This is a genomic window from Caulobacter sp. GW821-FHT11E11 (genome assembly GCF_058808315.1).
Genome location: NZ_JBXARO010000002.1, coordinates 692,372 through 718,507 on the forward strand (window position 1 = coordinate 692,372; position 26,136 = coordinate 718,507).

Annotated in this window: 19 protein-coding genes; 6 read left to right on the forward strand and 13 right to left on the reverse strand. The window is 67.7% G+C overall.

The features are described 5' to 3' along the window. Positions 1 to 56: 56 nt before the first annotated feature. A complete protein-coding gene (locus AC1RR5_RS07205) occupies positions 57 to 1,688 on the forward strand; it encodes a rhamnogalacturonidase (RefSeq protein ID WP_492920528.1) in 1,632 nt (543 codons plus the stop codon). 23 nt (positions 1,689 to 1,711) lie between these two features. Then, positions 1,712 to 3,790: a glycoside hydrolase family 2 protein gene (locus AC1RR5_RS07210; protein ID WP_492920529.1), complete on the forward strand. Its 2,079-nt coding sequence runs from the start codon at positions 1,712 to 1,714 to the stop codon at positions 3,788 to 3,790. Between the two features lie 83 nt (positions 3,791 to 3,873). On the opposite strand, the gene AC1RR5_RS07215 is transcribed toward AC1RR5_RS07210, so the two are convergent. From AC1RR5_RS07215 to AC1RR5_RS07255, 9 genes are all read right to left on the reverse strand, one after another. Continuing rightward, entirely contained in the window at positions 3,874 to 7,095 is a 3,222-nt protein-coding gene (locus tag AC1RR5_RS07215) for an alpha-L-rhamnosidase (RefSeq protein ID WP_492920530.1), read from the reverse strand. Continuing rightward, positions 7,092 to 9,113, reverse strand: a complete 2,022-nt coding sequence (locus AC1RR5_RS07220; RefSeq protein ID WP_492920531.1) for a right-handed parallel beta-helix repeat-containing protein — start codon at positions 9,111 to 9,113, stop codon at positions 7,092 to 7,094. Before AC1RR5_RS07220 ends, AC1RR5_RS07215 begins: the two co-directional genes overlap by 4 nt. A gap of 38 nt (positions 9,114 to 9,151) precedes the next feature. Beyond that, positions 9,152 to 9,994 carry a fumarylacetoacetate hydrolase family protein gene (locus AC1RR5_RS07225; RefSeq protein ID WP_492920533.1) on the reverse strand — a complete coding sequence of 281 codons (843 nt, stop codon included), beginning with the start codon at positions 9,992 to 9,994 and terminating at the stop codon, positions 9,152 to 9,154. After that, positions 9,994 to 10,722, reverse strand: coding sequence for an SDR family oxidoreductase (locus tag AC1RR5_RS07230; RefSeq protein WP_492920534.1), 729 nt, complete (start codon positions 10,720 to 10,722; stop codon positions 9,994 to 9,996). The genes AC1RR5_RS07225 and AC1RR5_RS07230 overlap by 1 nt, the downstream gene beginning before the upstream one ends. 144 nt (positions 10,723 to 10,866) lie before the next feature. Further along, the gene (locus AC1RR5_RS07235) at positions 10,867 to 13,551 is read right to left on the reverse strand and encodes a TonB-dependent receptor (protein WP_492920535.1); all 2,685 of its coding nucleotides are present in this window, start codon (positions 13,549 to 13,551) and stop codon (positions 10,867 to 10,869) included. A 135-nt stretch (positions 13,552 to 13,686) separates the two neighbouring features. Next, entirely contained in the window at positions 13,687 to 14,946 is a 1,260-nt protein-coding gene (locus AC1RR5_RS07240) for an MFS transporter (RefSeq protein WP_492920536.1), read from the reverse strand. Next, a complete protein-coding gene (locus AC1RR5_RS07245; RefSeq protein WP_492920538.1) occupies positions 14,946 to 15,812 on the reverse strand; it encodes an amidohydrolase family protein in 867 nt (288 codons plus the stop codon). The genes AC1RR5_RS07240 and AC1RR5_RS07245 overlap by 1 nt, the downstream gene beginning before the upstream one ends. After that, positions 15,809 to 16,747, reverse strand: a complete 939-nt coding sequence (locus tag AC1RR5_RS07250) for an aldo/keto reductase (RefSeq protein ID WP_492920539.1) — start codon at positions 16,745 to 16,747, stop codon at positions 15,809 to 15,811. The genes AC1RR5_RS07245 and AC1RR5_RS07250 overlap by 4 nt, the downstream gene beginning before the upstream one ends. Positions 16,748 to 16,783: 36 nt before the next feature. Next, positions 16,784 to 17,941 (reverse strand): mandelate racemase/muconate lactonizing enzyme family protein, encoded by a 1,158-nt coding sequence (locus AC1RR5_RS07255; protein ID WP_492920540.1) that lies wholly within the window; start codon positions 17,939 to 17,941, stop codon positions 16,784 to 16,786. 198 nt (positions 17,942 to 18,139) lie between these two features. On the opposite strand from AC1RR5_RS07255, the gene AC1RR5_RS07260 reads away from it, so the two are divergent. After that, a complete protein-coding gene (locus AC1RR5_RS07260; RefSeq protein WP_492920541.1) occupies positions 18,140 to 18,883 on the forward strand; it encodes a FadR/GntR family transcriptional regulator in 744 nt (247 codons plus the stop codon). 3 nt (positions 18,884 to 18,886) lie between these two features. On the opposite strand, the gene AC1RR5_RS07265 is transcribed toward AC1RR5_RS07260, so the two are convergent. Continuing rightward, entirely contained in the window at positions 18,887 to 19,030 is a 144-nt protein-coding gene (locus AC1RR5_RS07265) for a hypothetical protein (protein WP_492920542.1), read from the reverse strand. A 165-nt stretch (positions 19,031 to 19,195) separates the two neighbouring features. Here AC1RR5_RS07265 and AC1RR5_RS07270 point away from each other — a divergent pair, with 165 nt between their 5' ends. The 3 genes from AC1RR5_RS07270 to AC1RR5_RS07280 all read left to right on the forward strand — a co-directional run bounded on the left by AC1RR5_RS07270 (position 19,196) and on the right by AC1RR5_RS07280 (position 21,425). Further along, positions 19,196 to 19,723 (forward strand): RNA polymerase sigma factor, encoded by a 528-nt coding sequence (locus AC1RR5_RS07270; protein ID WP_492920543.1) that lies wholly within the window; start codon positions 19,196 to 19,198, stop codon positions 19,721 to 19,723. Then, positions 19,720 to 20,736 carry a FecR family protein gene (locus tag AC1RR5_RS07275; RefSeq protein ID WP_492920544.1) on the forward strand — a complete coding sequence of 339 codons (1,017 nt, stop codon included), beginning with the start codon at positions 19,720 to 19,722 and terminating at the stop codon, positions 20,734 to 20,736. Before AC1RR5_RS07270 ends, AC1RR5_RS07275 begins: the two co-directional genes overlap by 4 nt. Positions 20,737 to 20,813: 77 nt before the next feature. After that, a complete protein-coding gene (locus AC1RR5_RS07280) occupies positions 20,814 to 21,425 on the forward strand; it encodes a hydrolase (protein WP_492920545.1) in 612 nt (203 codons plus the stop codon). Positions 21,426 to 21,467: 42 nt separating this feature from the next. Here the strand turns inward: AC1RR5_RS07280 and AC1RR5_RS07285 are convergent, their stop codons facing one another. The 3 genes from AC1RR5_RS07285 to AC1RR5_RS07295 all read right to left on the reverse strand — a co-directional run bounded on the left by AC1RR5_RS07285 (position 21,468) and on the right by AC1RR5_RS07295 (position 26,032). Then, complete coding sequence (locus AC1RR5_RS07285; RefSeq protein ID WP_492920546.1) at positions 21,468 to 21,944, reverse strand: cupin domain-containing protein; 477 nt, start codon at positions 21,942 to 21,944, stop codon at positions 21,468 to 21,470. Then, the gene (locus AC1RR5_RS07290; RefSeq protein WP_492920547.1) at positions 21,941 to 22,861 is read right to left on the reverse strand and encodes an alpha/beta fold hydrolase; all 921 of its coding nucleotides are present in this window, start codon (positions 22,859 to 22,861) and stop codon (positions 21,941 to 21,943) included. The genes AC1RR5_RS07285 and AC1RR5_RS07290 overlap by 4 nt, the downstream gene beginning before the upstream one ends. Before the next feature lie 93 nt (positions 22,862 to 22,954). Next, positions 22,955 to 26,032 carry a TonB-dependent receptor gene (locus AC1RR5_RS07295; protein WP_492920548.1) on the reverse strand — a complete coding sequence of 1,026 codons (3,078 nt, stop codon included), beginning with the start codon at positions 26,030 to 26,032 and terminating at the stop codon, positions 22,955 to 22,957. Between the last annotated feature and the right edge of the window lie 104 nt (positions 26,033 to 26,136).

Here is a 26,136-nt window from a genome sequence, read left to right on the forward strand (position 1 = left end):
ATAAGATAATACATCATACAACATGATGCCTTCAAACAATTAAGAGGTGGGGAGGCATGGCGGACGACGCGTTTGGCCAGAAGGCGGAGTTCAGCCGTCGGTTTGTGACCTTGGGCCTGGGCGCGGCCATGGCGGCCAGCCCATCGCTGGTGCGGGCTGCCGGCTCGCTGAAGGGCTTCCACGACATCCGCGACTACGGTGCGGTCAGCGACGGGATCGCCATCGACTCCGACGCCATCAACCGCGCCATCGAGGCCGCGGCGGCGGCTGGCGGCGGTACGGTGGTCGTGCCGCCCGGCCACTACCTGTGCTTCTCGATCCGCCTGAAGAGCTTCATCACCCTGGTGCTGATGAATGGCTCGGTGATCGAGGCCGCCGATCCGCGCAAGCACGCCGGCCGCTACGACCTGCCTGAGAGCGCCTATGACGAGCAGTTCCAGGACTATGGCGTCAGCCACTTCCACAACAGCCTGATCTATGGCGACGGGGTCAACGATGTCGCCATCATCGGCAAGGGCCTGATTCACGGCCTGGGCCTGGACCGCGAAGGACCCACGCCGCGCTGGCACGGCATGGCGGGCTGGAAGTCGCCGGCCGAGCAGGGTCTGAGCGCCGACGCCGCCCGCCGGGCGATCCCGCGCGAGATGGCCTATGAAGGCCGCGGCAATAAAGGCATCGGCCTGATCCGCTGCCGCAACGTGCTGCTGCGCGACTTCACCATCCTGCAAGGCGGCCACTTCGCCTGCTACGTGCTGGGCTCGACCAATGTCCGGATCGACGGCCTGACGGTCGACACCGACCGCGACGGTATCGACATCGACGCCTGCCGCGACGTGAAGGTCACCAACTGCATCGTCAACGCCCCCAAGGACGACGCCATCGTCCTGAAGAGCAGCATGGCCCTGAAGGAGCCGCGCTTCTGCGAGGACGTCAGCGTCATCGGCTGCAAGACCAGCGGCTACCTGTTGGGCACGGTGGTCGACGGGACCTACCAGCCGTCGCCCTACATGTCGGTGGACGACATCGGGGTGCTGGGGCGGATCAAGCTGGGCACCGACAGCGTGGCCGGCTTCCGCAACATCCTGATCTCCGACTGCGTCTGCGAGAACACCCGTGGCCTGCAGCTCGGCGCGATCGACGGCGGGATCCTGGAGGACGTGACCTTCTCGAACATCCTGCTGCGCAACCCGGTCAACCATCCGATCTTCGTTCGCCTGTCGGCCCGCAACCGCGCGCCGGAGGGCAATGGCCCGTCCCAGGTGCGGCGCGTGCGGTTCTCGAACATCAACGTCTCGGGCGCGCGCGGACCCTATGCCAGCGGTGTCGTCGGCATCCCGGGCGGGATCGTCGAGGACGTCAGCTTCTCGGACATCCACGTGCGCTCGGCCGGCGGCGGCACGCGCGAGGACGCGGCCCGCGAGATCGAGGAGCGGCCCAAGTCGTCGCTGGAGCCCAGCTTCATGGGTGCGTTCCCGGCCCACGGCCTTTGGGTGCGCCACGCCCGCAATATCAGCATCAAGGACGTCAGCTTCACGGTCGACAAGCCCGACGCGCGACCGGCCGTGATGCTGGATGACGTGCAAGGCGCGGTCGTCGACGGCCTGCGCTCCAGCCTCGCGCCTGGCTCGGCCGTCCGCGCCGTGCGCAGCCGCGAGGTGCGCGTGCGCGACGTCGAGCGCCTGACCTGAATATCGACCTTGAGAGAGACGCCATGACCCCTCGATCGTTCCGCGCCGGCCTGCTGGCCGGTCTCGCCGTCCTGGCGTTCAGCGCGGCCCAGGCCGCCGAGTTCAAGCCGCTGAGCGACGGCTGGCGCTTCGTGCGCAGCGACGCCGCCGGCGCCGAGGCCGTGGCCTTCGACGACAAGGCTTGGACCACGGTCTCGACCCCGCACACCTACAACATCGCCGACTCCGGCATTGGCGGGGCCAAGGCGCGGGGCGAGCCGGAAGGCGCCTATTATCGCGGACCGGCCTGGTACCGCCTGGCGCTGGATCATGCGCCCAAGGCTGGCCAACGCTACTTCCTGCAGTTCGACGGCGCGGCGCTGAAGGCCGATGTCTATCTGAACGGGACGAAGCTAGGCACGCACGAAGGCGGCTACGCGGCCTTCCGCTACGACGTCACCGAGGCGCTGAAGGCCGGCCGCAACGTGCTGGCCGTGCGCGTCGACAATGCTCGCAACACCCGCTTCGCGCCGCTGAACGGGGACTTCAACGTGTTCGGTGGCCTGTACCGCGCCGTGAAGCTGGTCGAGACCTCGGATGTCCACGTGGACCTGTCCGACTGGGGCGGCCCAGGCGTGTACGGTCGGACCGAGGCCCTCAGCGCCGGGCAGGCGAAGATCGCCGCCAAGGTGCTGGTGCGCAACGACCGCAAGGCGGCCGCCGGTGTCCAGGTCGTGACCACCATCCTCGACGCCAAAGGCGCGGTGGCGGCCCAGGCCAAGGGCTCGGCCAAGCTTGTGGCAGGCCAAGGGCAGGCGGTTCTACAGGCGCTGACGCTCAAGAATCCCAAGCTGTGGGAGGGACGTCGTTCGCCCTATCTCTACCGCCTGCGCACCGAGGTGCGGGTCGATGGCAAGCTGATGGACACCGCCGAGGTCCCACTGGGCGTGCGCACCGTCGGCCTGGACGGGCAGGGGCGGTTCCTGCTGAACGGCAAGCCCTACGCCCTGTACGGCGCGAACATCCAGATGCCGACCCGCTTCGGCAAGGGTCCAATCATCAGCGACGCCGAGATCGACGAGGACATGCAGATCATGTCCGACATGGGCGTCACCGCTCTACGCCTGGCCCACATGCAGCATCCGCAGCGGGTCTATGATGCCGCCGACCGCCTGGGCCTGCTGCTGACTACGGAAGTGCCGCTGATCGACGACATCGATCCGTCGGACGCCTTCCGCGAGAACCTCGTCCAGCAGATGCGCGAGCTGATCGCCCAGAACGTCAACCATCCATCGGTGGCGCTGTGGGGCATCGGCAATGAGCTGCGCACCACAGGCGAGGCGCCCAACAAACTGCTGGCGGCGCTGCAGTCGACCGCCAAGGAGCTGGATCCGACCCGGCCGACGACCTATGCCCACTGCTGCCTGAAGGACGACGATCCGGTCGCCCAGCACAGCGATACGGTCTCGTACAACCGCTACTTCGGCTGGTACTGGACCGAGAGCAAGGACATCGGTCCGTGGGCGGATGAACTGCATGGCCGTCTGCCCAAGCGCCCGATCGGGGTCAGCGAGTACGGGGCCGGCGCCAGCATCCTGCACCAGGAAGACCCCGTCCTGCGCCGCCCGGTCGCCGACGGTTTCTGGCATCCCGAGCAGTGGCAGACGGTCTTTCACGAAGTGCACTGGCGCGAGCTGCGCAAGCGCGACTTCCTGTGGTCCAACTTCATCTGGGTCGGCTTCGACTTCCCGTCGTTCAAGCGCAACGAGGGCGACCGCCCGGCGATCAACGACAAGGGCCTGGTCACCGAGGACCGCAAGGTTCGCAAGGACGCCTACTACTGGTACCAGGCCAACTGGTCGCAGGTCCCAATGCTGCACATCACCAGCAGCCGCGACGTCAACAAGCGCATCAAGCGCGTGAAGGTGAAGGTCTATTCCAACCAGCCGTCGGTGCGGTTGCGGCTGAACGGCGGCGACTGGGCGAGCGTGCCGGTCGAGGATCATATCGCGCTGTGGGAGATCGACCTGGCGAGAGGCGAGAACGTGGTCGAGGCCGAGACGCAAGGCAGCGGCAAGATGCTAACAGACAGCGTGCGGTGGACTTACAAGACCAACCCGTAAGCCCTCTGAACCAGAAACAAGAAGGCTCTCCAGCGATCGTCGCGGGAGGGCCTTTTCGTGCGCGCTGCATAACGGGGGAGGTGTTACGCGCGCGCTTCGAACCGGTGGTCGCCGGAGCCGATGTCCAGGACGAGCTTGCCGCGTTTCATGCCCTGGATCGTGACGCCCGGAGCCTGCGCCGCCGGGACGCCGTTCACCCGCACGGCGTCAACGCTCTTGGCCGGCACATGCACCTCGGCGCGGCTGTTGGTCGGGGCGACCAACCGCAGCGAGAAGCCGTCGGGCTTCAGCTCCCAGTCCGTGCTGATCCGGCCCAGCACGCTGTCATAGTCCCCGCCGCCCTTGGGCACGCGCGGGTCCAGCACCGGATCGAAGCGGAACGACAGGAAGCCCGCCCGGATCGGCTCGATCCCCGCGATGCGGCGGAAGACGAAGCCGGTCACCGCGCCCAGGGCGTAGTGGTTGAACGAGTTCATGGACACGTCGCCCGTGTCGCCGTTCCAGCGCTCCCAGATCGTCGTGGCGTCCTTGCGGATCATGTAGCCCCACGACGGGAAGTCGGTGCGCAGCAGCAGGTCGTAGACGACGCTGTCCTGGTCGTTGTCGGCCAGGGCGTCGAGGCTGAACGGCGTGCCCAGGAAGCCGGTCGACAGCAGGTTGCCGCGCCGGCGGATGTCGGCCACGAGATGAGCGGTGGCCGCTGAGCGCAAGGCCTCCGGGACGAGGCCGAAGCGTAGAGCCAGGATGTAGCCGGCCTGCGAGCCGTTGCCCATCGAGCCGTCGGGCCGCACGAACTCGCGCTGGAAGGCGGCGGTGATCTGGCTGGCGAGATCGTGGTAGCGGACGGCGTCCGGCTTGCGGCCCGAGCTATAGGCCATGTCGGCCATGGCCTCGACCGAGCGCTTCCACCAGGCGGTGGCGATCAGGGCCTTGGGCGTGGTCTCGTCGCCGGGGTTCTTCGCGTCCAGGGCCACCCAGTCGCCGAAGTCGTAGCCCCGCTCCTTGCGCCAGATCAGGTCTGGATTGGCGCCGCGGATGAAGGCCAGGTAGCGAGTCATCGCTGCCCAGTTCTGGTCGACGATAGCGGTGTCGTTGTAGCGCTTCCAGACCGTCCACGGCAGCATGACGCCGGCGTCGGCCCAGCCGGGCGAGGCGCCGAGGCCGAGATCCGCCCAGCCGGCCGGAGCATAGTCCGGGAACTCGCCGCGCCGGCCCTGGGCGTCGCGCAGGTCGCGGCCGAACCGCTCGGTGAAGGCGGCCACATCCATGTTGAAGGCCGCCGCGTCCCAGAACACGTTGGCGTCGCCGGTCCAGCCCAAGCGCTCGTCGCGCTGCGGGCAGTCGGTAGGCACGCCCATGAAGTTGCTGCGCTGGCTCCACAGGCTGTTGCGCCACAGCTGCTGGATGACCGGATTGGCGATGCGCAGGTGGCCGGTTTCGGCCAGGTTCGATGAGACGACGATGCCTTCGACGTCGTCGGCCGTCGGCGCGCGGCCCAGGGCTTCGGCCAGGCCCTCGACCTCGACATAACGGAAGCCGAAATAGGTGAAGCGCGGCTCGTAGGTCTCGCCAGCCGGGTCGCCCTTTAGGGTGTAGACCACGGCGGCGCGGGCCGCCCGCAGATTGGACTGGTCGGCGCGGCCGTCCGCGGCCAGCACCTCGGCGAAGCGCAGGGTGACGACCTGGCCGGCCTTGCCGCGCACCTTCAGTCGCGCCCAGCCGGCGAAGTTCTGGCCGAAGTCGAAGACGTGGCGCGCGCCGACGGCCTTGATGGTGGCGGCCTTCAGGGTCTCGATCCGGCGGATCGGGGGACTGGTCTGGGCCTTCAGGGCGCACGGCGGCGTCGGCGCGATGTCGACCGCGCGCCAGCCTTGGCCAGTGAATCCGGCGGTGGACCAGCCCGGCTGTTCCAGGCGGGCATCGTAGTCCTCGCCGTAGTAGATCTCCCCGCGCGTGATCGGGGCAGGTGCGATGCGCCAGGTTTCGTCGCTGGCGACGGTCTCGCGCGACCCGTCGGCGTAGGTGATCTCCAGCTGGCCCAGGAAGCGCAACGGCGCGTCGCCGAACGTGTAGCGGCCGGCGGGCGCGTGGTAGCTGCCATACCAGCCGTCGCCGACCATCGCCCCGATGGCGTTGTCGCCCTCGGTGAGCAGCGCAGTAACGTCGTAGGCGCGATAAAGGGCGGTCTTGCGGAAGTCGGTGCTCTCGGGCGTCAGCAGGGCGTCGCCGACCCGCTTGCCGTTGATTTGGGCCTCGTAGGCGCCCAGGGCCGTGGCGTAGAGTCGGGCGCGGGCTACGGGGCGGGCGACCTTGAAGTCCTTGCGCAGCAGGAAGGCGCCGTAGCCTGGCCAGGCCTGGGGCTGGATTTTCGACACCTCGGCCTTGGCCCAGCCGCCATCGGCGAAGCCCGGTCGCATCCAGCCGTCTGGAGCGTGCAGGGCGGTCTTCATGCCGCGCGAGGTGAGCCGCAGCGTCTTGCCGCCGGACAGCTCGGCACGGACCATCACGGCCGTGGCGATCTCGTGCAGCTTGGGTTCGTTGAAGCCGGTCGGATCCTCGACCTTGATTGCTACTACATGGCGGCCGGCGGCCAGCTTGTGGCGGGTCTCGGCGATCGGGGCGACGCCGAAGGCGATGGGCGAGTGCGGCGGGCGTTGGACCGGCTGGCCATCCAGCCAGACGTCGGACTTGAAGTTGGCGATCGAGAACAGGGTCACGCTGGCCGCCGCCGGCAGGTCGAAGGCCAGGCGGAAATAGCGGGCCGAGCGATCCGTCGGACGGTCGCCGCGCATCCAGACGAGGCCCGCCTGGCGGTCGGGCTTGGCCAGTTCGCTCTCGGCCGCGATCCACTTGGCGGTCCAGTCGGACGGCGCCAGCAGGCCGGTCTCGAAGCTTGCGATGGCGCTGGTGGCCTTGCGGCCCTTGTTGTCACGCACCAGCACGCGCCACCAGACGATCTGGCGCGAGGTCAGCGGACTGCCCAGCCAGGAGACGTCCATCGACTGGTCGGTCAGCACCTCGCCGGCGTTCCAGAGGTCGGGGGCGCCGGCCTCCAGTTTCCCGCGCGAGCTGGCGGCCTGGATCTCGTAGCGGGTCTGCTTGACGTCGGAATCGGGGCTAACCAGGCGCCAGGACAGGCGCACGGCCTGGTCCTCGACGCCGATGGGCGCGGTGACCGAACCGGCCTTGAGGTCGAGCACTTCGAGCGCGGGTGCTTGCATCGTCTGTTGCGCTAGGCCGGGCGAAGCCGCCGCGACGCCGGCCAGGCCGACGCCCATCATCACGCCACGACGGGAGACGCTCACTTGCCCGCCTCCGGACGCGGACCGGCCTTGTCGATCACGGCCTGGGCTTCAGTCGGCCAGTCACGGGTCGGGACCAGGATGTTGTCCTTCTCCACATTGCCGATTTCGTCCAGCCAGCGGCCGCCGGTACGCAGGGAGTTGTGCCAGTTGCCGGTGGCCAGGTTGTCGGTCGAGATCTTGCGGCGGAACATCTTGCCGGCGGTGTTGATGTTCAGCCACTTGCCCTGGGTGTCGACGACATTGCCGGTCACCTGGAAGTGCTTGGAGCCCTCGTCCAGATAGATGGCGATCTTGCCGTCGATGTCGAAGATGTGGTTGCCGCGGATCACCGAACCCGGATTGGCCGACAGGTTGTAGATGGCGCCGCCGTCCATGTACCAGGTCTTCACGCCGTGGATGCGGTTGCCCTCGACCAGGGTGTTCTTGAGCACCGTCGGCGTCTTGTACTTGGTGTTGTAGCGGTAGCCCTTCTGGTTCTCGTCATAGTTCGGGTTGCCGCCGGCGTCGTTGTAGCCCCAGCCCCAGCCGACTGCGACGCCGTCATAGGGCGCGTCCGAGATCTCGTTGTGCAGGATGCGCGCGCCGTCGATGTAGGTCGTCAGGATGGCGGCGTTGTCCTTGTAGTCCTGGCTGACCGTGGCGATCGTGTTGTCGGCGATCTCGAGGTCGGCATTGACCAGTTCTGGGGCGGACGGGTGGTGAGCGTCCTCGCGCACACCGCCGGCCATGATGGCGCTGCCCGACAGCACGGCGAACAGGTTGCGGCTGACGCGCACGCCTCTCGTGCCCAGGCCCTGGCCCGAGAGGTTGGCGTTGGCGTCGTTGCCGATGCCGAGGCCGATCTGGCCCAGCTGCGAGAACTGGTTGCCGGTGAAGGTCACGTTCTGCGCCGCGGCGACCTGCACGGCGGCCGGGATCTGGTCCCACTTCTGGCGCATGGACTCGAACTCGGGACAGCCCCAGCCGCACGAGGTCCAGGCGTCGGCTGGACGCAAGGGTGAGGTTTCCTTCAGGAAGGCGCCGCTCTGCTGGTTGGCGTAGCCGGTAGGCTCCGACGGACCCATCCACGAGGTGTATGAGAACCGCAGGCCCTCGAAGGTTATGTCGCGCACCGGCGCCTTGGTCGTGCCGGCGACCGAGACCAGGGCGGGCAGGGCGGGGACGGTCACCCGCAGGGTCTTGATATCGTCGTCCTCGGCGATGCGCAGGTAGAGCTTGCCGGCGGCCGGATCGACGAACCACTGATAGGGCTTGGCGTGCCAGTCGTTGGTCTTGCCGATCAGCTCCAGGGCGTTGACCAGGAAGAGCCGCGAGTCCTCGGGGAAGATCGGCTTGGACAGGGTGTCATAGCCCCAGGTGTTATTGTCCCAGGCCGGCTGGCGCATCGTCACCTTGGTTCCGTCGATGGCCTGCACCGGCGAGACGCGGTCGGTGAAGAAGCCGGTAGCCTCGACCTCCAGCCTCGACGGGTGCTTCAGGGACGACAGGAACGCGAGCTTGGGATTGGTGACCTCGAAGCCCGTGGCATTGAGGGTCACGTCCGAGGCGCGGATTTCCAGCCAGGGCCGCTCGGCCAGGGTGTCGTTGACCCAGACCTGCCGGGTGTCCAGGCCCTTGGGAATGTCGGCGACATAAATCCGGCGCGTGGCGTCGAACACAGTGAAGCCCGCGACGTCGAAACCGCCCGAGACCAGCGGCCGCGCGCCGGCTTGGCCACGCCAGGTGACGCGGTGGCCGGCCTGGCCGCCGTCGGCCGCCGTGAAGACCAGCGGCTTGTCCAGCCGGTACTCGCCGGAGGCCACCTCGACCGTGATGTCGCTCTTAGCGTTGCTGGCCCGCACCAGCGCCTGGGCGCGGGGCAGGGTGCGCACCGGACGCTCGGCCGTGCCGGGGTTCTTGTCATCGCCTTGGGGCGAGACATGCAGGGTCACTTGAGCGTTCGCGAGGGCCGCCCAGGCCAAGACGGCGCTGGAGACCATGGTCGCCGCGAGGCCGCGAGCGAGGAGGGTTTTGACCATCACGAACTCCCTAAGTCTTGTTCTTGTCGAGTGGGGCGTCAGGCTTGGCCGACGACCTGTCTCTGCTGCCCCAGGCCCTCGATGCCCAGCTCCATGACGTCGCCGACCTCGAGATAGAGCGGCGGCTTCTGGCCCAGGCCCACCCCCGGCGGGGTGCCGGTCGAGATCACGTCGCCCGGCAGCAGGGTCATGAACTGCGAGAGATAGGCGACGACGAAGGCCGGCTTGAAGATCATGGTCGCGGTCGAGCCGTCCTGGAACGTCTTGCCGTTGACCGTCAGCCACATCTTCAGGTTCGCCGGATCGGCAACCTCGTCACGGGTCACTAGCCAAGGCCCGATCGGGCCGAAGGTGTCACAGCCCTTGCCCTTGTCCCAGGTGCCGCCGCGCTCGATCTGGAAGGCGCGCTCGGAGACGTCGTTGATCGTGCAATAGCCGGCGATGTGAGCGTCGGCGTCTTTCTCGTCTATGTAGCTGGCGGTCTTGCCGATCACGATGCCCAGCTCGACTTCCCAGTCCAGCTTGGTCGAGCCGCGAGGCTTCAAGACCTCGTCGTTCGGGCCGCAGATGGCCGAGGTGAACTTGGAGAACAGCACCGGTTCGTCGGGGATCGGCAGGCCGCTCTCGGCGGCGTGGTCGGCGTAGTTCAGGCCGATGCACAGGAACTTGCTGACCCCCGCGACGCAGGCGCCGTAGCGGACGCCTTCAGGGGCTAGCGGCAGGCTATCCAGGTCTAGCGTCCGCAGCTTGGCCAGGCCTTCGTCGGACAGCGTCTCGCCGCCGATGTCGGCGACGACACCGCTAAGGTCGCGGATGCGGTTCTGGGCGTCCAGGATGCCGGGCTTTTCCTGGCCGATCGGGCCGAAGCGGAGCAGTTTCATCAGTTCACCCAGCCGCCATCGATGACGTTGATCGTGCCGGTCGTGAAGGCCGACTCGTCGGACGCCAGATAGACCGCCAGCGCGGCCAGTTCCTCAACCCGTCCGAAGCGGCCCATGGCCTGGCGGGCGGTGAACTCGGCATAGGCCTTGTCGAAGTCGCCGGTGTCGCGCAGCCGCTGGAGCAGGGAGGGGGTCTCGACCGTGCCGGGGCAGATGGCGTTGCAGCGGATGCCCTTGGCCACGAAGTCGGCGGCGACTGACTTGGTCAGGCCGATCACGGCGGCCTTGGTGGCGCCGTAGGCGAAGCGGTTGGGCACTGCCTTGATGCTGGAACACACCGACGACATGTTGATGATCGAGCCGCCGCCGTTGGCGATCATGCGCGGCAGGAAGGCGCGGATCATCCGGTACTGGGCGGTGACGTTCAGGGCGTTGGAGAAGTCCCAGGCGTCCTCGTCGCAGTCCAGGATCGTGCCGGCGTGGACGAAGCCCGCGCAGTTGTAGAGCACGTCGATGTTCGGGAACTCCTCGGCGATCGCCTTGACGGCCTCGCGGTCGGTGACGTCCAGCTGGCGCACGGTCAGGCCTTCGAAGCCCTCCAGGGCCTCGGTGCGGATGTCGGCGGCGATGACGGTCGCGCCCTCGCGCTGGAAGGCCTCGACCGTCGCCCGGCCGATCCCCTGCGCCGCCGCCGTCACCAGAGCGGTCTTGCCTGCGAGCCTCATCACGTCACCCCTAAACATAAGACGTATGATGTTTGCTAGTGGCGATGCTGGAGCCCGTCAAGAGCGGCCTGAGGCATCGCGGAAAAGAAAAACCGCGCCACGACAAGCGGGGCGCGGTTCACCAAAAAGGCAGTACGGGGGAAAGACTTAGAAGCGCATGCGGACGCCGGCCGCGATGCGGCGACCCGTGGTCCGGAACTCCTTCGTGCGGTTCGGCGTGACCGAGTAGATGAACTCTTCGGTGTCGGTCAGGTTCAGGCCGTCGACGAACACCGTGAAGTGGTCGTTGACGTTGTAGGACGCGCCGACGTCGAGCTGGCCGTAGCTGTCAAAGTATTCCGGCTCGCCGTTGCGGCCCGAGGCGACCTGCAGGAACTTGTCACGCCAAGTGTAGGCCACGCGGGCCTGGATCGGACCCTTCTCGTAGAAGCCGACCAGGCTGTACGAGTACTTGGAGAGGCCTTCCAGGCCGTAGGATACGTTGGCCACGGTGTTGGTGTAGTTGGCATTCGACTCCGCGTAGGTGAAGCTGGTCTGCACGCCCAGGCCATCGAACGGCGCGGGCAGCTGGTTGAACACCTGGCGGTAGCCCACCTCGAAGCCCTTCACGACCGCGCCGTTACCGTTGGCGGGGACCGTCACCTGGAAGGTGACCTGGTCGACCTTCTGCGGCGTGGTGACCAGGGTCACGAACGAGTCGATGTTCTTGTAGAAGGCCGCGAACGACAGCAGCGAGGTCTCACCGAAGTACCATTCCAGGCCGCCTTCGACCTGGGTGGCGCGGAAGGGCTGCAGGTCCGGATTGCCGCGACGGATGGTTTCGTTGCCCGGGTTGGTCTGGATGGTCTGGCGCGGCGACAGGTCCGACAGGGTCGGGCGGGTCATGACGCGCGATGCAGCCAGGCGAACGATGAAGTCGTCAGTGACGTTCAGACGAGCGTTCAGCGACGGCAGGATGTCTGTGTAGTGGCCCTTGAAGCTGACGGGCACGACCGGCGACACGGTGATGATGTTCTGGCCCGCGCCGTTCGGCTTGGCGCTGGTCACCGTGCGCGAGGCGCCGGCCGAGGTGTAGTCGGTGTCCTCGATGCGGACGCCCACGTTCACGGCCAGCGGCATGGTGCCCAGGTCGGCCTTGATGTCGGTCATCAGGTAACCCAGCAGCACCTTCTCATCCACGACCGACGAGGCCGAGGGGGAGGGGATGGCCTGGTTGAAGGCCTTGCCGTCTCGGGTGGCGTATTCCTTGACCTGCAGGATCAGGGCGCGCGGATCGTAGATCAGCCAGTCGTGCAGGATGCTGTTGCCGTACTTGCCGTCGAAGAAGTTGCGGTTGGTGTTCTGGAATAGCGTGGTCGGCAGCACCTGGTTGGAGTCGCAGTAGGCGCATTGCTCGCCAAATGGCATCTCGACCGCGGTGATGGTCTTCTTGCGGCTCTGCGAGGCCAGGCCCGCGCGAAGCGACACCATGCCTTCCGGCTTCCAGTTGGCGTCGAAGGCGAACTCGTTGATCTCGTCGTCGACGTCCGAGCCGCCGCCCCAGATGTAGTAGTGGGCGGTCACGCCCTGCGGGTTGGTCGCGGCGTTGGCGTAGTTGGGGCTGGTGAAGCCGTATGAGTACATCTCGTTGCCGCCCCGGCGATCGAACCAGGTGTCGACGTTCTTGCGTCGGATAGTCGTGAAGTCGTTGTCTTCCTTGCCGCGACGCTCGGCCTTCGAGGTCGAGGCGTCGAAGCTCAGGGTCAGGTTGTCGGTGGCGGCCCACTTCAGGTTCAGGCCGATCTGGTCGGTCGTGACCTTGCGGTGATCGTACTGGATGATCTGGTCGACGAAGCCGCCCTGGTAGCGCTGGTAGACCGCCTCGCCGTTCTGGACGACCTGCTCGACCAGCGTGCCGCCGGCGAAGTCATAGGCCAGACCCGTCTGCTGTTCCTTGATGTCGGCCTTGGCGTACAGAGCGTCGATCGTGGCGGTCAGGCGCTCGGTCGGCTTGTACTGAACCGTGCCGTTCAGGCCGAGCATCGTCTTGTCGCGTTCGAAGAAGAACGGCGACAGGTTCGAGGGCATCGAGACGTTGCTGAAGGCCGCAACCCCCGGGCCGATGCGCGCGCCCGCGACGCCGCCGGCGTTGTAGTAGGAGTCCGTGCTGGAGCGGCGCACATGGCCGGCGCCGATCGTGAACTCGTCGTCGCGCACCTTCTGGTCGGTGTACGAGGCCGACAGGGCCACGCCCAGGGTGCGATCGGCGTTGCGCCAGCTGACGACGCCCGAGGCTTCCGGATTGTACTTGTCGCGCAGTTCGGCCCAGGTGCCGCTGACCGAGCCGGCGGCGCTGAAGGCCTGGCGCTGTTCCAGCGGGCGCAGGGTGCGCACGTCGATGGTCGCGCCGATCGAGGCGCCGTTCACGCTGGCCTGCGGCGACTTGTAGACGTCGGCGCCCGAGATGATCTCCGAGGGCAGGACATCGAACGAGAACTCACGGCCGTTGTTGTCGGTGGCCAGGGTGCGGCCGTTGACGGTGACGGCGTTGAACTTGGGACCAAAGCCCCGGACCGAGACGTAGCGGCCTTCGCCGCGGTTACGCTCGATGGTCACGCCGGCGATGCGCTGCAGCGACTCGGCGACGTTCTGGTCGGGCAGCTTGCCCAGGTCTTCCGAGGCGATCGAGTCCACGACGCCGACCGCGTTGCGCTTGATGTCGATCGATTGCTGCTGGCTCGCGCGGATGCCCGTTACGACGATCTCCTCGACAGCGGTCGTGGAGGCGTCCTGAGCCCAAACCGCCGAAGGAGCCGCCCATGCTCCCAGAAGCCCGAGAGCGGTTGCGGCCATCAAAGTCGTCTTCGTGGACATGCTTGGATCCTGTCGTTTCAACCCCTTGGCCGTTTCCCGGCCTTAACCAAAGCTTCTACGACAAGGTAAGACGTATGTCAAATTATCATAATACGTCATACGAATATTCGGACCTCAGCGCACACCCTTGATCGGGGCCACGCACAGGGCCGAGGCGAAGACGAACACGATCGCGGCGACGAAGATGGCCGCGTAGTTGTTGTCGAAGATGTGCAGCAGCACCGCCGCCATGACCGGGCTGATGATCTGCGGAATGTTGACGGCCGTGGTCAGCACGCCGAGGTCCTTGCCCTCGTCGCCGACCGCGCTCTTGGGCAGGACCTGGGTCATCAGCGCCATGTCGATCGACATGAACATGCCGTAGCCGATGCCGATGACGCCGGCGTAGATCCACATGCCGGTGAGGTTGGGCAGGACCAGCGGGGCGACCATGGCGCAGCCCATGATCAGGCTGGAGGCGATCACGAACGGCTTGCGGCGCTGAAGCTTGTCGGACAGGAAGCCCGAGGCCAGGGACGAGACGATCAGGCAGACCAGGGTCAGCATTGCCAGGTTGGCGATGGTCCGGTTCGAAGCCGCATCCGACAGGCCGATATAGTCGCGCAGGATGTACAGCAGGTAGGCCGCCACGGCCTGGTAGCCCATGTAGACGGTGAACCGTCCGGCGAAGGCCCAGGCGAAGTCCGGGTGTTCCTTTGGGCTGATCCAGAAGCTGGTGGCGAAGGCCTTCCACGAGAACGGGCGGGCGGGCGCCTCGGCGCTGGACGGCTCGCGGTTGATCAGCACGAAGGCCACGCACGAGATGGCGATGGCTGCGGCGAACAGGCCGTAGGCCAGCACCTGGGCGCCGGCGAGATAGCCGGCCACAACGGTGCCGGCGGTCAGGCCCGCGGTCATGCCCGCCCCGACGATGCCCGACACCGCGCCGCGCGTCTCGGGCGCGAAGCGATCGGCGATCACCGTGGTCATGGCCGGCTGCATGGAGTTGTAGGCTACGGTGGCCATCACCCACAGCACCATCAGCGACCAGAAGCTGGTCTGCCATGACACGCCGAACAGGGCCATCGAGCCGATCAGCGAGGCGATGGCGATCCACGGCGAGCGGCGGCCCCAGCGCGTGCGGGTGCGGTCAGACAGGGCGCCGGCGATCGGCGTGGTCAGGGTCGAGAACACCGAGGTAATCGCGAACAGCAGGGCCAGGTTGTTGGCCTTCTCGCCGGGATTCAGCGTGGCGATCTGGTTGGGCAGCAGCACGCCCAGCACGCCGCTGTACAGCGCCATCAGCAGGAAGAAGTTGACCATCAGCGACAGCTGCAGGCGCATGCGGCCGGCGTTGGCAGGCGCGGCGGCAGGCAGGGTGGTGTCCAGGCTCATCAGAGCGTCTCCGTCGCCAGGGCGTAGAAATCGGTGGCGGTTCCCGCCTCGATGCGCAGGCGGTCGCGCGGGGGCAGGGCGGTGGTGATGGTCTCGAACAGGGTCAGCCAGCGGGCATAGCCGCCAGCCAGCTCGACGACCGGCCAGTCGCCGCCGAACATCAGGCGCTCGGGCCCAAAGCACGCCAGGGCGTGGCGGACGTAAGGGACCAGGGTCTCGTCGCGGCCTTCGGTCCAATGGTCCTGGGTCATCAGGCCCGACAGCTTGGCGAAGACGTTCGGGAAGGCGGCCAGGAAGCGCAGGTTGATGGCCCAGTTCGCGCCGCGGATGTCACCGCCGTGCGCCGCGATGTCGGGCTTGCCCAGATGGTCCAGCACCACTCGAGCCTGGGGCGCGCGCTCGAACAGCTCGCTGAGCATCTCGATGACGCGCGGCAGCTGGTGGTCGCGAGCGCAGACGTCGATGGTCAGGCCGCGCTCGGCGGCGGCGACCAGGCCGTCCAGATGGCTAGGATCGGTGATGAGGTCGTCGGGCTCATTCTGCACCGAGCGGCGCACGCCTCGCACCAGCGGACGGTGGCGCAGGGCGTCGAGGTGCTCGCCGGCCGCCTTGCCCTGCTCCAGCGGGGCGAAGGCGACGATGCCGAGGATCTCCAGGTCCGGGTGCGATTGTTCGGCGACCCAGTCGACCTCGGTTAGGGCTTGGTCCGGCGCGCAGTCGGCCTGGACGAACACGGCCCGCCGCACGCCATTGCGCAGGGTGGCCCATTGTTCGGGGCACTGCCGGCCGGCGATGGTCGGCACGTGGCGCAGCCAGTCGTAGTCCAGCTTGGCGGGATCCCAGAGATGCAGGTGCGCGTCGATCATGCGCCCTTGCCGCCGTTGCCGGGCAGGACGTCCCAGCCGAGGTCGCGGACCGGCGCCAGGGCCTCCTCGACGGTGGCCAAAAGCGCGGGATCCAACGGCGTCGTCAGGGCGGTGAGGTTGCGATGCAGGTTCTCGGCCTTGGACATGCCGATGACCGTCGAGGCCATGCCAGCGCTGGCGGCGGTCTGCAAAGCGAACTGCAAGGCGACGGACGACAGATCTCCGCCCAGCGCTGCGCAACGGCGGGCGGCTTCCGCGGACGCGTCGCGGACGCTGTCGTGGGCAGGGTGCCAGTCCGGCGGACCACCGGCCGTCAGTAGTCCCATGCCCAGGGGCGAAGCGTTGAAAACTGAGACCCCTTGTGCGGCCAGGCGCTGAGCGACCGGGGCAAGGCGCTGGTCCTGCAGGGTGTAGGTGCAATAGGCCATCACCGTGTCGACCTGTTCGGCCGTGGCGATGTCATCAAGCAGGGCAAGGTCGTAGCCGGTGATCCCGATGTGACCGATCGCGCCTTGCGCCTTCAGGTCGCGCAAGGTCGGCAGGGCCTCGTCCAGCAACTGGCGGCGGTCGCCGTGTTCGATGTCGTGGCATTGCAGGACGTCGATGCGGTCGACGCCCAGGCGCGCGCGGCTTTCGTCCAGGCTGCGCAGGGTGGCTTCGCGCGAGAAGTCCCAGGTCTTGTCGCCATAACGACCGACCTTGGTCATCAGTACGTAGGCGTTCCGGTCGGCGCCCTTCAGGGCCACGCCCAACGCCGTCTCGGCGCGCGTCAGGCCGTAGTAGGGCGCGACGTCGATCAGGTTGACGCCGGCCTTGAGTGCGGCGACGACAACGGCGTCGGCCTGGCCTTGCGACACGGCGTGATACACGCCGCCCAGCGAGGCGCCGCCGAGGGCGACGGGCGAGAGGGGCGCGCCGAGGCGGGTGGTGATCATCCTGTCTGCTTCCTACCCTGCGTCCTTGAGGACGTCTTATCGTTCGCCGGCGGCGCGGCCGTTGGGGACCAGCCCCAGTCCGGCCCGCCGGGACCGGACGTGTGGTCCCCCGGACTTGGACCATGTTCCGCTGAGTCGGTTGGCGGCGATCGCCTCTTCGTCGACCTCGATGCCCAGGCCCGGACGGTCGCCCAGCACCAGGCCGCCGTCGGTGATCTGCTGGTCGACGGTAAGGCCCAGCGGGAAGTTGAAGTCCTGGATCTCGATGCCGACCATGTTGGGGACGGCCGCGGCGGCGTGGGCCACCGGATTGCAGTCATAGCCGACCGGCGAGACAGGCAGGTTGTGGGCGTGGGCCGCCAGGGCGACGCGGTTGAAGTGGGTGATCCCCCAGACGCTGCCGGTCTGGACGATGTCGACCGCCTTGGCCTCGAACAGGGGCGTGAACTGGTCCAGGCCCGTCAGGTTCTCGCCGGTGGCGACGGCGGCCTTGATCGCGCGACTGACGATGGCGTGGCCCTCGGCATCCCAGCGGCGCAAAGGTTCCTCGATCCAGGTCAGGTCGACGCGGGCTTCGATCTCGCTGGTGTGGCGCACGGCCTGCTTGCGGCTCCAGCACTCGTTGACGTCCAGCATCATGGCCGGGCGCTCGGTGTTGCGGCGCAGGACGTCGCGGGCGATCTGCAGGCGGCGCACGTCGCGCTCGACATCGCGGCCGCCCTTGATCTTGGCGGCGGTGAAGCCGCGCTCGGCCCACAGCACGTAGTGGGCTTCGAAGGCTTCGTCCGTCAGGCCGTAGCACAGGCCCGAGGCGTAGCCGGGCACGAAGCGGTCGCGGGCGCCCAGGGTCCGCCACAGAGGCTCGTCGGCCATCTTGGCCTTGAGGTCCCACAGGGCCATGTCGACCGCGGCGATGGCGCCATAGGTGGCGCCGGCATGGCCGCTCTTGAAGACGTGGGCCAGCATGCGGTCGTACAGCGCCGCGACAGCGCGAGGATCCTCGCCCTCGACGGCCGGGAAGACGCGGGCGATGTCGGCGTGCTGGCCCAAGCCGACGCCGGTCAGGCCGCCGTCGGTTTCCAGCAGCAGGATCGGCGTCTCGGTGACGCCAGCTTCGACCACGCCGTTCACGTCCCCGACGGGACGCTGCCAATCGTGGATGGTCGTCAGGCTGCGATAGCCGGTAATCCGCATGGTGTCGGTCTTTAATCCAGAATATGGGACTGTCGTCACTCGATGAGATAATATGTATGATGAATTTTGGCTTTGCAAGCCTTCCCGAAAAGGCAGGTGGGGCGGGGCTTTCCACCGCCCGACGTCCTTCGAATCTCGTATTGTGATACGACCAGGGCGTCGGATAGAACGCTCGGACAACCAAATGAGCGCCAGGCCATGACAGCTTCGATGAACGCCCCGGGTGCGCGAGCCGCGCGTCGTCCCCGGCTGGCCGTGGCGGTGGTCGAGGATCTCGTCAACGCGATCGTCACCGAGATCTATCCGTCGGGCACGGTGCTGCCGCCCGAGAACGTGCTGTGCGACATGTACGCCGTCAGCCGCACGGTCGTGCGCGAGGCGACGACAGCGCTGACGGAAAAGGGCCTAGTCGTCTCGCAGCAGGGGCGCGGCACGATCATCCAGGACGCCTCGTCCTGGAACCTGCTGGACCCGATGATCCTCAGCGCCCTGTTCCGGCGCGAGGACGGCCTCAGCTATCTGGACAACCTGTCGGAGATCCGCGCGTCGCTGGAGGCCAGCATGGCGTCGAAGGCCGCCCGCAACATCACGCCGGAAGCCGCCGCCCAGCTGGGTCGGCAGATGGAGCGGCTGGAGGGGCTGATCGACACCCCCGCCGGCTATGTCCACGAGGACGTCGCCTTCCACGACATCATCATGCGCCTGTCGGGTGATCGCCTCAGCAAGGCGATCATCGACAGCATCCAGAGCAAGGCCGTGAAGACCTACGGCTATAGTGGCCGCCTGAACGTCGACCACGTGCGGGCCACGCACGAGGCCCACAAGCGGATCTACGACGCGATCGTGGCGGGCGACTCCGACGGCGCCGCCCATGCCATGCGCGACCACATCGAGACCTCGTGGCGCAAGCGCCGGCCCACGAGCATGGAAAACCGGGGCTGACCCTTAGCGGCCGGCCGCGACCACGCCGTTCCAGTTGCTGCTATCGGCGAAGGCGCCCAGCACGATCGTCGGCTTGGTCTGGGCGTAGGCGGCAGTCATGCCCGTCAGGCTGAAGGCCAGGGCGAAGGCGATAGCGGTCTTGCGCATGGGAGAGTCCTTGGGTGAGGGCGCCTGACTAGCGTAACGCGGGTCGGTGGAATTTCCTCACCGATCTGATGAGGACTTTGCCTAGGGCTGCGTTCTGCCTTCTCGAAAGCCAGGTCTGTTGGACAGGTGGCGGAGTCTCTGATGGGAATGGCGCGAGAGGGGCTGATGGCTGACGCTTCCGACGCCGCCGCGCGCGCGGACGCCTTCGCGCGGCAGGCGGCGGCGATGCGCGGACCCTTGGCCGCCTACTTCCGTCGCCGTGTGCGCAACGCCGGCGAGGTCGAGGACCTAGTGCAGGAGGTCTTCCTGCGCCTGACCGTGCGGGGCACGCCCGACAACACCGATCACGCCAGCGCCTACATCTTCCAGACCGCCGCAAGCGTGCTGGCCGACCGTTATCGCCGCCGCACGGTCCGGCATGCCGACGAGCATGTGGCGTTGGATCCCGATCTTTGCGGCGACCAGGACTTCGATCCGGCCCGCATCTATGCCGGCAAGCAGGCCCTGAACGCCGCCGCCGCCGCCCTGATGACCATGCCGGAGCGGACGCGGACGATCTTCTTGCTACGCCGGATCGACGGCCTGCGCCATCAGGCCATCGCCACCCAGTTGGGCCTGTCGGTCAGCGCGGTCGAAAAACATATGGTCCGCGCCATCGAGCACCTGATGGCCCATGCGGGAGGCGCCCGATGAGCCGCGACGCCCTGACGCCCGCCCAGGCGGCCGCCCAATGGCTGGCCCGCGAGGACCTCGACCAATCGCCCCAGCGCGAGCAGTTCGCCATGTGGCTGGACGAGAGCCCGGAGAACCGCGACGCCTGGAGCCAGGCCCACCAGATGTGGGCGATCTTCGACGACGCCGACGACAGCGACCTGATCGCCGCCATGGCCCGCGCGGCCCGGCAGGCCGGACCCGAGCCCGTCGCCAAGCCCTGGTGGCCGCGTCTGATCGCGGCGTCCATCGCCGTCGCGGCCGTGTCGGCGACGCTGCTGGTGGGCGCCCAGCAAGGCTGGTTCGAGCGGCCGGCCAAGCCGATCCAGGTCGCCGAGGCTCCATCGCTCACCGCCGTGGGGCGTCCGGACTACGTCACCGGCAAGGGGCAGCGATCCGTCGTCGACCTGCCGGACGGCACGCATGTGACGCTGGACGCCGACAGCGCGCTCGACGTGGCCTTCGCCAGCGGCCGGCGTGATGTGAGCCTGCTGAACGGCCGGGCGTTCTTCGACGTCGCCCACGACCGCGCCCATCCCTTCGCCGTGCAGGCGGGCGGGCGCGTGGTCACGGCGATTGGCACCCAGTTCGACGTGCAGGTGACGCCGGACGCCTTACAGGTGGTGCTGGCCGAGGGCAGCGTGTCGGTGGCGTCCAGCGACGGGGCCGTCAAGCTCACGCCGGGCCAGGCCTTCAAGGCCAAGGCCGGCGCGGCCGGCAAGGTGTCGGCGGCCAATGTCGACGAGGCGCTGGCCTGGAAGCAGGGCGTGGTCGAGTTTCGCGACCAGCCGCTGTCCGAGGCGGTCGCCTTGCTGAACCGCTACACGCGGGTTCGGATCGTCATCCGGGATCCAAAGGTCGCGGCGCTGCGGATCACCGGCGTCTTCAAGACCGGTGACGCCCGGCGGTTCGGACGCTCGGTGTCCGAGGTGCTGCCGGTGCGGATGATCGCCCGCGACGTCGACACCTACGAGCTGGTCTCGACCCGGCGCTGAGGACTTCGGGCGACCCTGCGTTCCCCCTTAGGGAGCGCCGCAGATCGTCGCTCGAAACCCTTGAGCGAGAACGCAAAATGACATCGCCCCTGAGTATCCGCGACCCGCTGGACGACCACCTGCTGACGCCGCAGAACGCCGCCTTGCTGATCATCGATTTCCAACCGGTCCAGGTCTCGTCCATCGTCACGATGGAGAAGCGCCTGCTGATCGCCAACGTCACCAATCTGGCCAAGACCGCCAAGCTCTATGGCCTGCCGGTGGTGCTCACCACGGTGAACGTGGCCACGGGCCTGAACACGCCGACCATCACGCCGATCACCGACGTCCTGCCGGACGCCAAGCCGATCGACCGCACCGCCATCAACGCCTGGGAGGACGAGGACTTCGTCGCCGCCGTGAAGGCCACCGGCCGCAAGAAGCTGATCATCGTCGCCCTGTGGACCGAGGTCTGCCTGGCATTCCCGGCCCTGGACGCCCTGGCTGAAGGCTATGACGTCTTCGCGGTGGTGGACGCGGTCGGCGGCACTTCGCAGCTGGCGCACCAGGCGGGCATCGATCGCGTCGTCCAGGCGGGCGGCAAGCCGGTCAGCTGGATCCAGGTGGCGTGCGAACTGCAGCGCGACTGGAACCGCAAGGCGACCGCCGAGGGCTTCGCCGACATCGTGCTGCGCGCGGTCGGTCACTGAGGCGAAAGGGGAGCAGGGCGGTTGGCCTTGCTCCCCACGCGCTTAGGGCTTGGGCGCGTCGGCCGCCTCGACATAGTCGGTGCTGGTCGGGCCATAGCCGGAGATGTAGACGACCGCGCCTTCCGGCCCGGTCATGGCGAAGTGCTCGACCCCCGCCGGTTCGCTGTAGAAGCTTCCCGGCGGCAGGATTTTGACCAGGGCCTCGTCGGCCTTGCGCCCATAGCCGAAGCGCCAGACGCCGCCGACCACGATGGCGGTGCGGTCGTCGCGATGGCCGTGTGCGGCGATGCGGGTGTTCGGCGGCACCTTCAGCGCGATGGTGTAGGGGCCGGCCTTGGTCGGATCGCCGTAGAGCACCGTCGTGCGGATGCCGGTCACGCCCGAGGTGCCAGCCGTCGCGCCACCCGCGGTTAGGCCCTGGATTTCCGGCGGTGTCAGGCGCACCTGGCGCTCCTGGGCCGAAGCCGCGCCGGCGATCAGCAGGAGCGCGGCGCCGGCGAGGACGAGACGACGGCTCACGGCTTGGCGTCCAGGAAGTCACGCACCAGGGCCACGGTGGCCTTGGGGTTTTCTTCCATGATCCAGTGGCCGGAGTCGGGCACCACGCCCTCGGTGACGTTGCTGGCGGCGAAGCGCATCACCGTCGCCATCATCGGGCCGAACGACTTCTCGCCGCCCAGGGCTAGCACCGGCATGTCCAGCTTGCCCTGCGCCACGAAGGCCTTGTTGTCGATGGCGTCCTGGTCGAAGGCGGCGAACTGCGAGAAGCCGCCATGCATGGCGCCGGGCTGGGCGTAGAGCTTGGCGTAGTGCTGGCGCGAGGCTTCGGTGAAGCGGGCCGGCGTGGCCGAGAACTCGTTCCAGAAGCGGTCCAGATAGATGCGCTCGCGGCCGGCGACCAGGCGCTCCATGTCGGGGCCGCCGAACCGGAAGTGCCACAGCAGCGGGTTCTTGAGGATCTCTTCCCACGGGCCGACGCCGGGCAGGGGCGCGTCGATCAGCACGAAGCGGCGGACGCTGTCGCGATGTTCGGCGGCGAAGGCGTAGCCGACCATGTTGCCGATGTCGTGGGTGACCAGGTCGACCTTGGTGACCTTCAGGGCGGCCAGCACGCCGGCCACGTCGCCGCCTTGGGTCTTCTTGTCATAGCCGCCCGACGCCGGCTTGGACGACAGACCAAGGCCCCGCAGGTCGGGCACGATCACGGTGTGGTCCTTGGCGAGGTCCGCGGCCAAGGGCTCCCACATATCGCCGGTCTCGCCATAGCCGTGCAGCAGCACCACGGCCGGACCCTTGCCGCCGACGCGGACATGGATCGTCGCGCCGTTGGTGGTGATCTCCTGGGTCTTGAAGTCGGCGGGGAAGGGTTTGACCTGCGCGAACGCCGAGGTCGAAAGGAATAGGGTCGCCAAGGCGACCGGGATGAACTTGAGCACCTGCTGTCCTCCGGTGTGCGGGGCGTCCGGTCGGACGCCTTCACCAAGGGGGAACGCAGGTTTTCGAAGAACCCTCACCGGGCTCGCGGCGGCCTAGAAATGACCCGACAGGCTGAGTTCGAAACGCCGCCGGCGTGGGTCGCCGCGATAGTCGTAGCCCATGTTGTTGGCGTCGGCGACGATGGGAGGCGTGGTGTCGAGCAGGTTCTGCACGGCGAAGCGAACGTCGAGCGACCGCAGCGCATGGTCGCCTGCGAAGTCGAACCGGCGGCGGGCCGTCAGGTCGAGATAGAGTCGTGACGGGATGTATTTCCGCGTCTGGTTATGGGCCGCGCCTTGCGCGATGACGTTGCTGTAGGGCGAATACAGCGGGAGCGAATGTCCCATGTACTGAGCATTCAGGTCCATCAGCAGCGGGCCGCGTGTCCATTGGACGCCCGCATTGCCACGCCATTCCAGGGGACCGTCGCGGAAGCCGACGCGGTCCAGCCACGGCAGTCCCGGCCGGCGCCGGGTCCGCAAGGTCGGCTGCCAGGTGGCCGCGCCATAGAGCCGGGTCTCGCCGTCCATGACCGGCGGCAGCGTCCAGTCGAGCTGGAGGTCCACCGTCTCGGCGAGGGTGCGGCCGACATTCGCCAATCCGCTGTAGAGGACAATGATCCGGCCGGCGGTATAGCCGAGGGCGGCGTCGGCAGCGGACAGGGGCTCGCGGACGACGCGGTTGGGATAGCGCTCCTCGGCGTCGATAACCTGCTGGGGGTTGAGACCGGACATGCCGATCTCGTCACGGATCTCGACGCGGGAGGCGTCGATGGATAGGCGCGGGCCGTTGCGGCCCGAAGGGTTGAACACCACGCCGACCGACTGCGTCACGCCCTTTTCCTGGCCGATGTCGTGCCATCCGCTTCGGCCCAGCCGATAGGGGCCGTCGGACAGGAGGTTTCGCCCGCCGCGTTTGGGGTCCGTATAGGGACTGCCGAGCGGGCTCTTGTTCAGGATGGTGATTTCCTGGAGGTGCGTCATGTCCGGCGGGGACTGGCCGGTCGCCGCGCTGGCCCGAAGCATCAGCCAGTCGGCTGGAAACGCGCGGGCGCCCACAGTGAACACATCCGCCTGGTGGCGGACGGTGGCGCGGGCATAGGTGGTGACGCCGGTCAGGACCGTGTCGGGGAAGGTCGTCCTGACCTCGTCGCGCCGCACGGCCAACTGCAGCTCCAGGCCGCGCGTGGGCGCGAACCGGGAGTCGCGGGACAACAGGGGCGCCCGAAGCTCGATATATCCGGACGTCACGCGTTGCACCCGGTCGGGCGTCGGCGTCCTGCTTATTCCGCCTTCGCCCGAGCCCACGAACACGGTCTCGGGTATTCGCTCGCGCCGGATCTCGCCCAGCACCGTCGCCGTGAGCGGACCGCCCGGAAGAGTGATCATGGGGCCGGCGGCGCGCACGGTGCCGTTGCTGAACCGTGTGGTCAGCCGGCTGTGCTCGCCCGACGGAACGGCGTAGGTCATCGCCGCCGATTGCAGGCTGGCATAGTCGCCCAGCGGAATGATCGGCGCCTGGCCGCGCGCGCCGGCGAAGCCGTCCCAGAAGGCGTTGGCGATGTTGGAGGTGACGACCATGCCCTCGCGCCTGATCTCCAGCAGCGAATGGCCGACCGTATAGTCCGCGGACGCCTGCCAGCGCCCGGGCAGGGTGGCGATCAGGCCGCCCGTGAGACGGCGGACATCGATCTCGACCGACTTCCGGTCTGTCAGGCCTGGCAGGGGGAAATAGAAATAGACCGAGTTGGCGAACAGGTTTCCGGCCGCGTTGGCGTGGCTCAGGCTGCGCAGTTCCAGGTACCGGGGCGAGGAGGTCCGCGCCTCGTCGTGGAGGTCGAGGCCGTCGACGAACGCCTCGAGCCGGTCGCTGATCCGACGGCGCGCGCTGAACAGGATGGAATAGGTCTTGGGCGTGGAGATCAGCGAGGTGTCGCCGTCGGCGGGGTCGGTTGGCAGGCGTCCGGCATTGGTCGCCAGCGCGGCCGCCTTCTCCTGGTCCGTTCCCTGAAAGTCGAGCGGCAGGAACGTGTAGCTGCCGTTCAGCACGGCTCCGCCATAGGCGGCGTCCAGTCGTAGCGGCTCGCCCAGGCTGCTGCGGACAGTGATCGCGTTGACCGGCCTGCGCTGCAGCAGGAACTGGCTCGGATCGTTCTGAGCCTGCCATTCGAGCGACCGGCGCGCATAGTCGCGCTGGCCCACGGTCAGCGGCTGCGCGGCGGAATACGACGCGGCCAGCATCACGTCGGTGCGTCCATGATCAGGCGTAAAGCCGAGGTGCGCTTCGATGCGTTCGCGACCGGCGTCGCCACGACTGGATAGGCCGGAGACCACGGTCAGCTCCGCGCCGCGATAGCCGCGCTTCAGCACGACGTTGACGACCCCGCCGATCGCGGTTGGGCCGTGGATGCCGCCGGCCGTAGCGGTCAGGGTTTCGACCCGCTCTATCGCGCCCAGCGGTATGGCGTTGACGTCGCTTTGTTCCAGCCCGGCCGCGCGCGATGGCAGGCTGGGCAGGCGCCGGCCGTCAACCAGGACCAGGGTCCGTTGCAGGCCCACGCCACGCAGGTCGATCGCCGAATTGGGAGCCCCCGTGTAGCCGACGTTCTGACCGGGCGAGATGACCTGGCCATTGGCGGGCAGACGCTCGCGCAGGTACTGATCGACATTGTCCTGCGCCGCGACGGCCAGGTCGCGCGGCCCTGCCACGCGGTACGGCTGGATGTCGTTCTCGGTTCGCCGGATGTCGGCGTTCTGGGTGCGGCGACCCAGGACCAGCACTTCGGAGATCGCGCCGTCGCCTGGATCGGCGATCTCGCGCTTCGGCAACTCGAACAGCACGAAGACGCCGTCGGACGTGACCCGGTAGCCGACGCCCGATCCGATCAGCAGTTGGGAGAGCGCCTGTTGCGTGGTCAGCCGGCCCTTGACGACAGCGGTCCGTCGCCCTCTGACCAGATCCGCCGAATAGAGGATGTCGACGCCGTTATCGCGGGCGAGTTCCGTCAAGGCGTCTTGCAGGGCGCCGGCGCGAACATGGACGAGGTTGGGCGCGGCCTGCGCGGGCGCTGCGATGGCCAGCAAAACGCCGACGCAGGTCCAGAGCCGGAATGCGGGTCGGTGCGGATGCATACCTTCCCCCAAAGGCGCTGGATCACCAGTGCGGTTTCTAGGCCTGTCCCGCTGGGCGCGCGAGTCCCTATGGGTTGATCGTCAGCAAACTGACACGTCCGCTC

Excerpts from the sequence above, each read along its gene's own strand:
- AC1RR5_RS07210 (WP_492920529.1), top strand. The coding sequence starts at position 1,712 with ATGACCCCTCGATCGTTCCGCGCCGGCCTGCTGGCCGGTCTCGCCGTC.
- AC1RR5_RS07220 (WP_492920531.1), bottom strand. The coding sequence starts at position 9,113 with ATGGTCAAAACCCTCCTCGCTCGCGGCCTCGCGGCGACCATGGTCTCC.
- AC1RR5_RS07235 (WP_492920535.1), bottom strand. The coding sequence starts at position 13,551 with ATGGCCGCAACCGCTCTCGGGCTTCTGGGAGCATGGGCGGCTCCTTCG.
- AC1RR5_RS07250 (WP_492920539.1), bottom strand. The coding sequence starts at position 16,747 with ATGATCACCACCCGCCTCGGCGCGCCCCTCTCGCCCGTCGCCCTCGGC.
- AC1RR5_RS07240 (WP_492920536.1), bottom strand. The coding sequence starts at position 14,946 with ATGAGCCTGGACACCACCCTGCCTGCCGCCGCGCCTGCCAACGCCGGC.
- AC1RR5_RS07205 (WP_492920528.1), top strand. The coding sequence starts at position 57 with ATGGCGGACGACGCGTTTGGCCAGAAGGCGGAGTTCAGCCGTCGGTTT.
- AC1RR5_RS07275 (WP_492920544.1), top strand. The coding sequence starts at position 19,720 with ATGAGCCGCGACGCCCTGACGCCCGCCCAGGCGGCCGCCCAATGGCTG.
- AC1RR5_RS07225 (WP_492920533.1), bottom strand. The coding sequence starts at position 9,994 with ATGAAACTGCTCCGCTTCGGCCCGATCGGCCAGGAAAAGCCCGGCATC.
- AC1RR5_RS07270 (WP_492920543.1), top strand. The coding sequence starts at position 19,196 with ATGGCTGACGCTTCCGACGCCGCCGCGCGCGCGGACGCCTTCGCGCGG.
- AC1RR5_RS07280 (WP_492920545.1), top strand. The coding sequence starts at position 20,814 with ATGACATCGCCCCTGAGTATCCGCGACCCGCTGGACGACCACCTGCTG.
- AC1RR5_RS07265 (WP_492920542.1), bottom strand. The coding sequence starts at position 19,030 with ATGCGCAAGACCGCTATCGCCTTCGCCCTGGCCTTCAGCCTGACGGGC.
- AC1RR5_RS07245 (WP_492920538.1), bottom strand. The coding sequence starts at position 15,812 with ATGATCGACGCGCACCTGCATCTCTGGGATCCCGCCAAGCTGGACTAC.
- AC1RR5_RS07255 (WP_492920540.1), bottom strand. The coding sequence starts at position 17,941 with ATGCGGATTACCGGCTATCGCAGCCTGACGACCATCCACGATTGGCAG.
- AC1RR5_RS07260 (WP_492920541.1), top strand. The coding sequence starts at position 18,140 with ATGACAGCTTCGATGAACGCCCCGGGTGCGCGAGCCGCGCGTCGTCCC.
- AC1RR5_RS07295 (WP_492920548.1), bottom strand. The coding sequence starts at position 26,032 with ATGCATCCGCACCGACCCGCATTCCGGCTCTGGACCTGCGTCGGCGTT.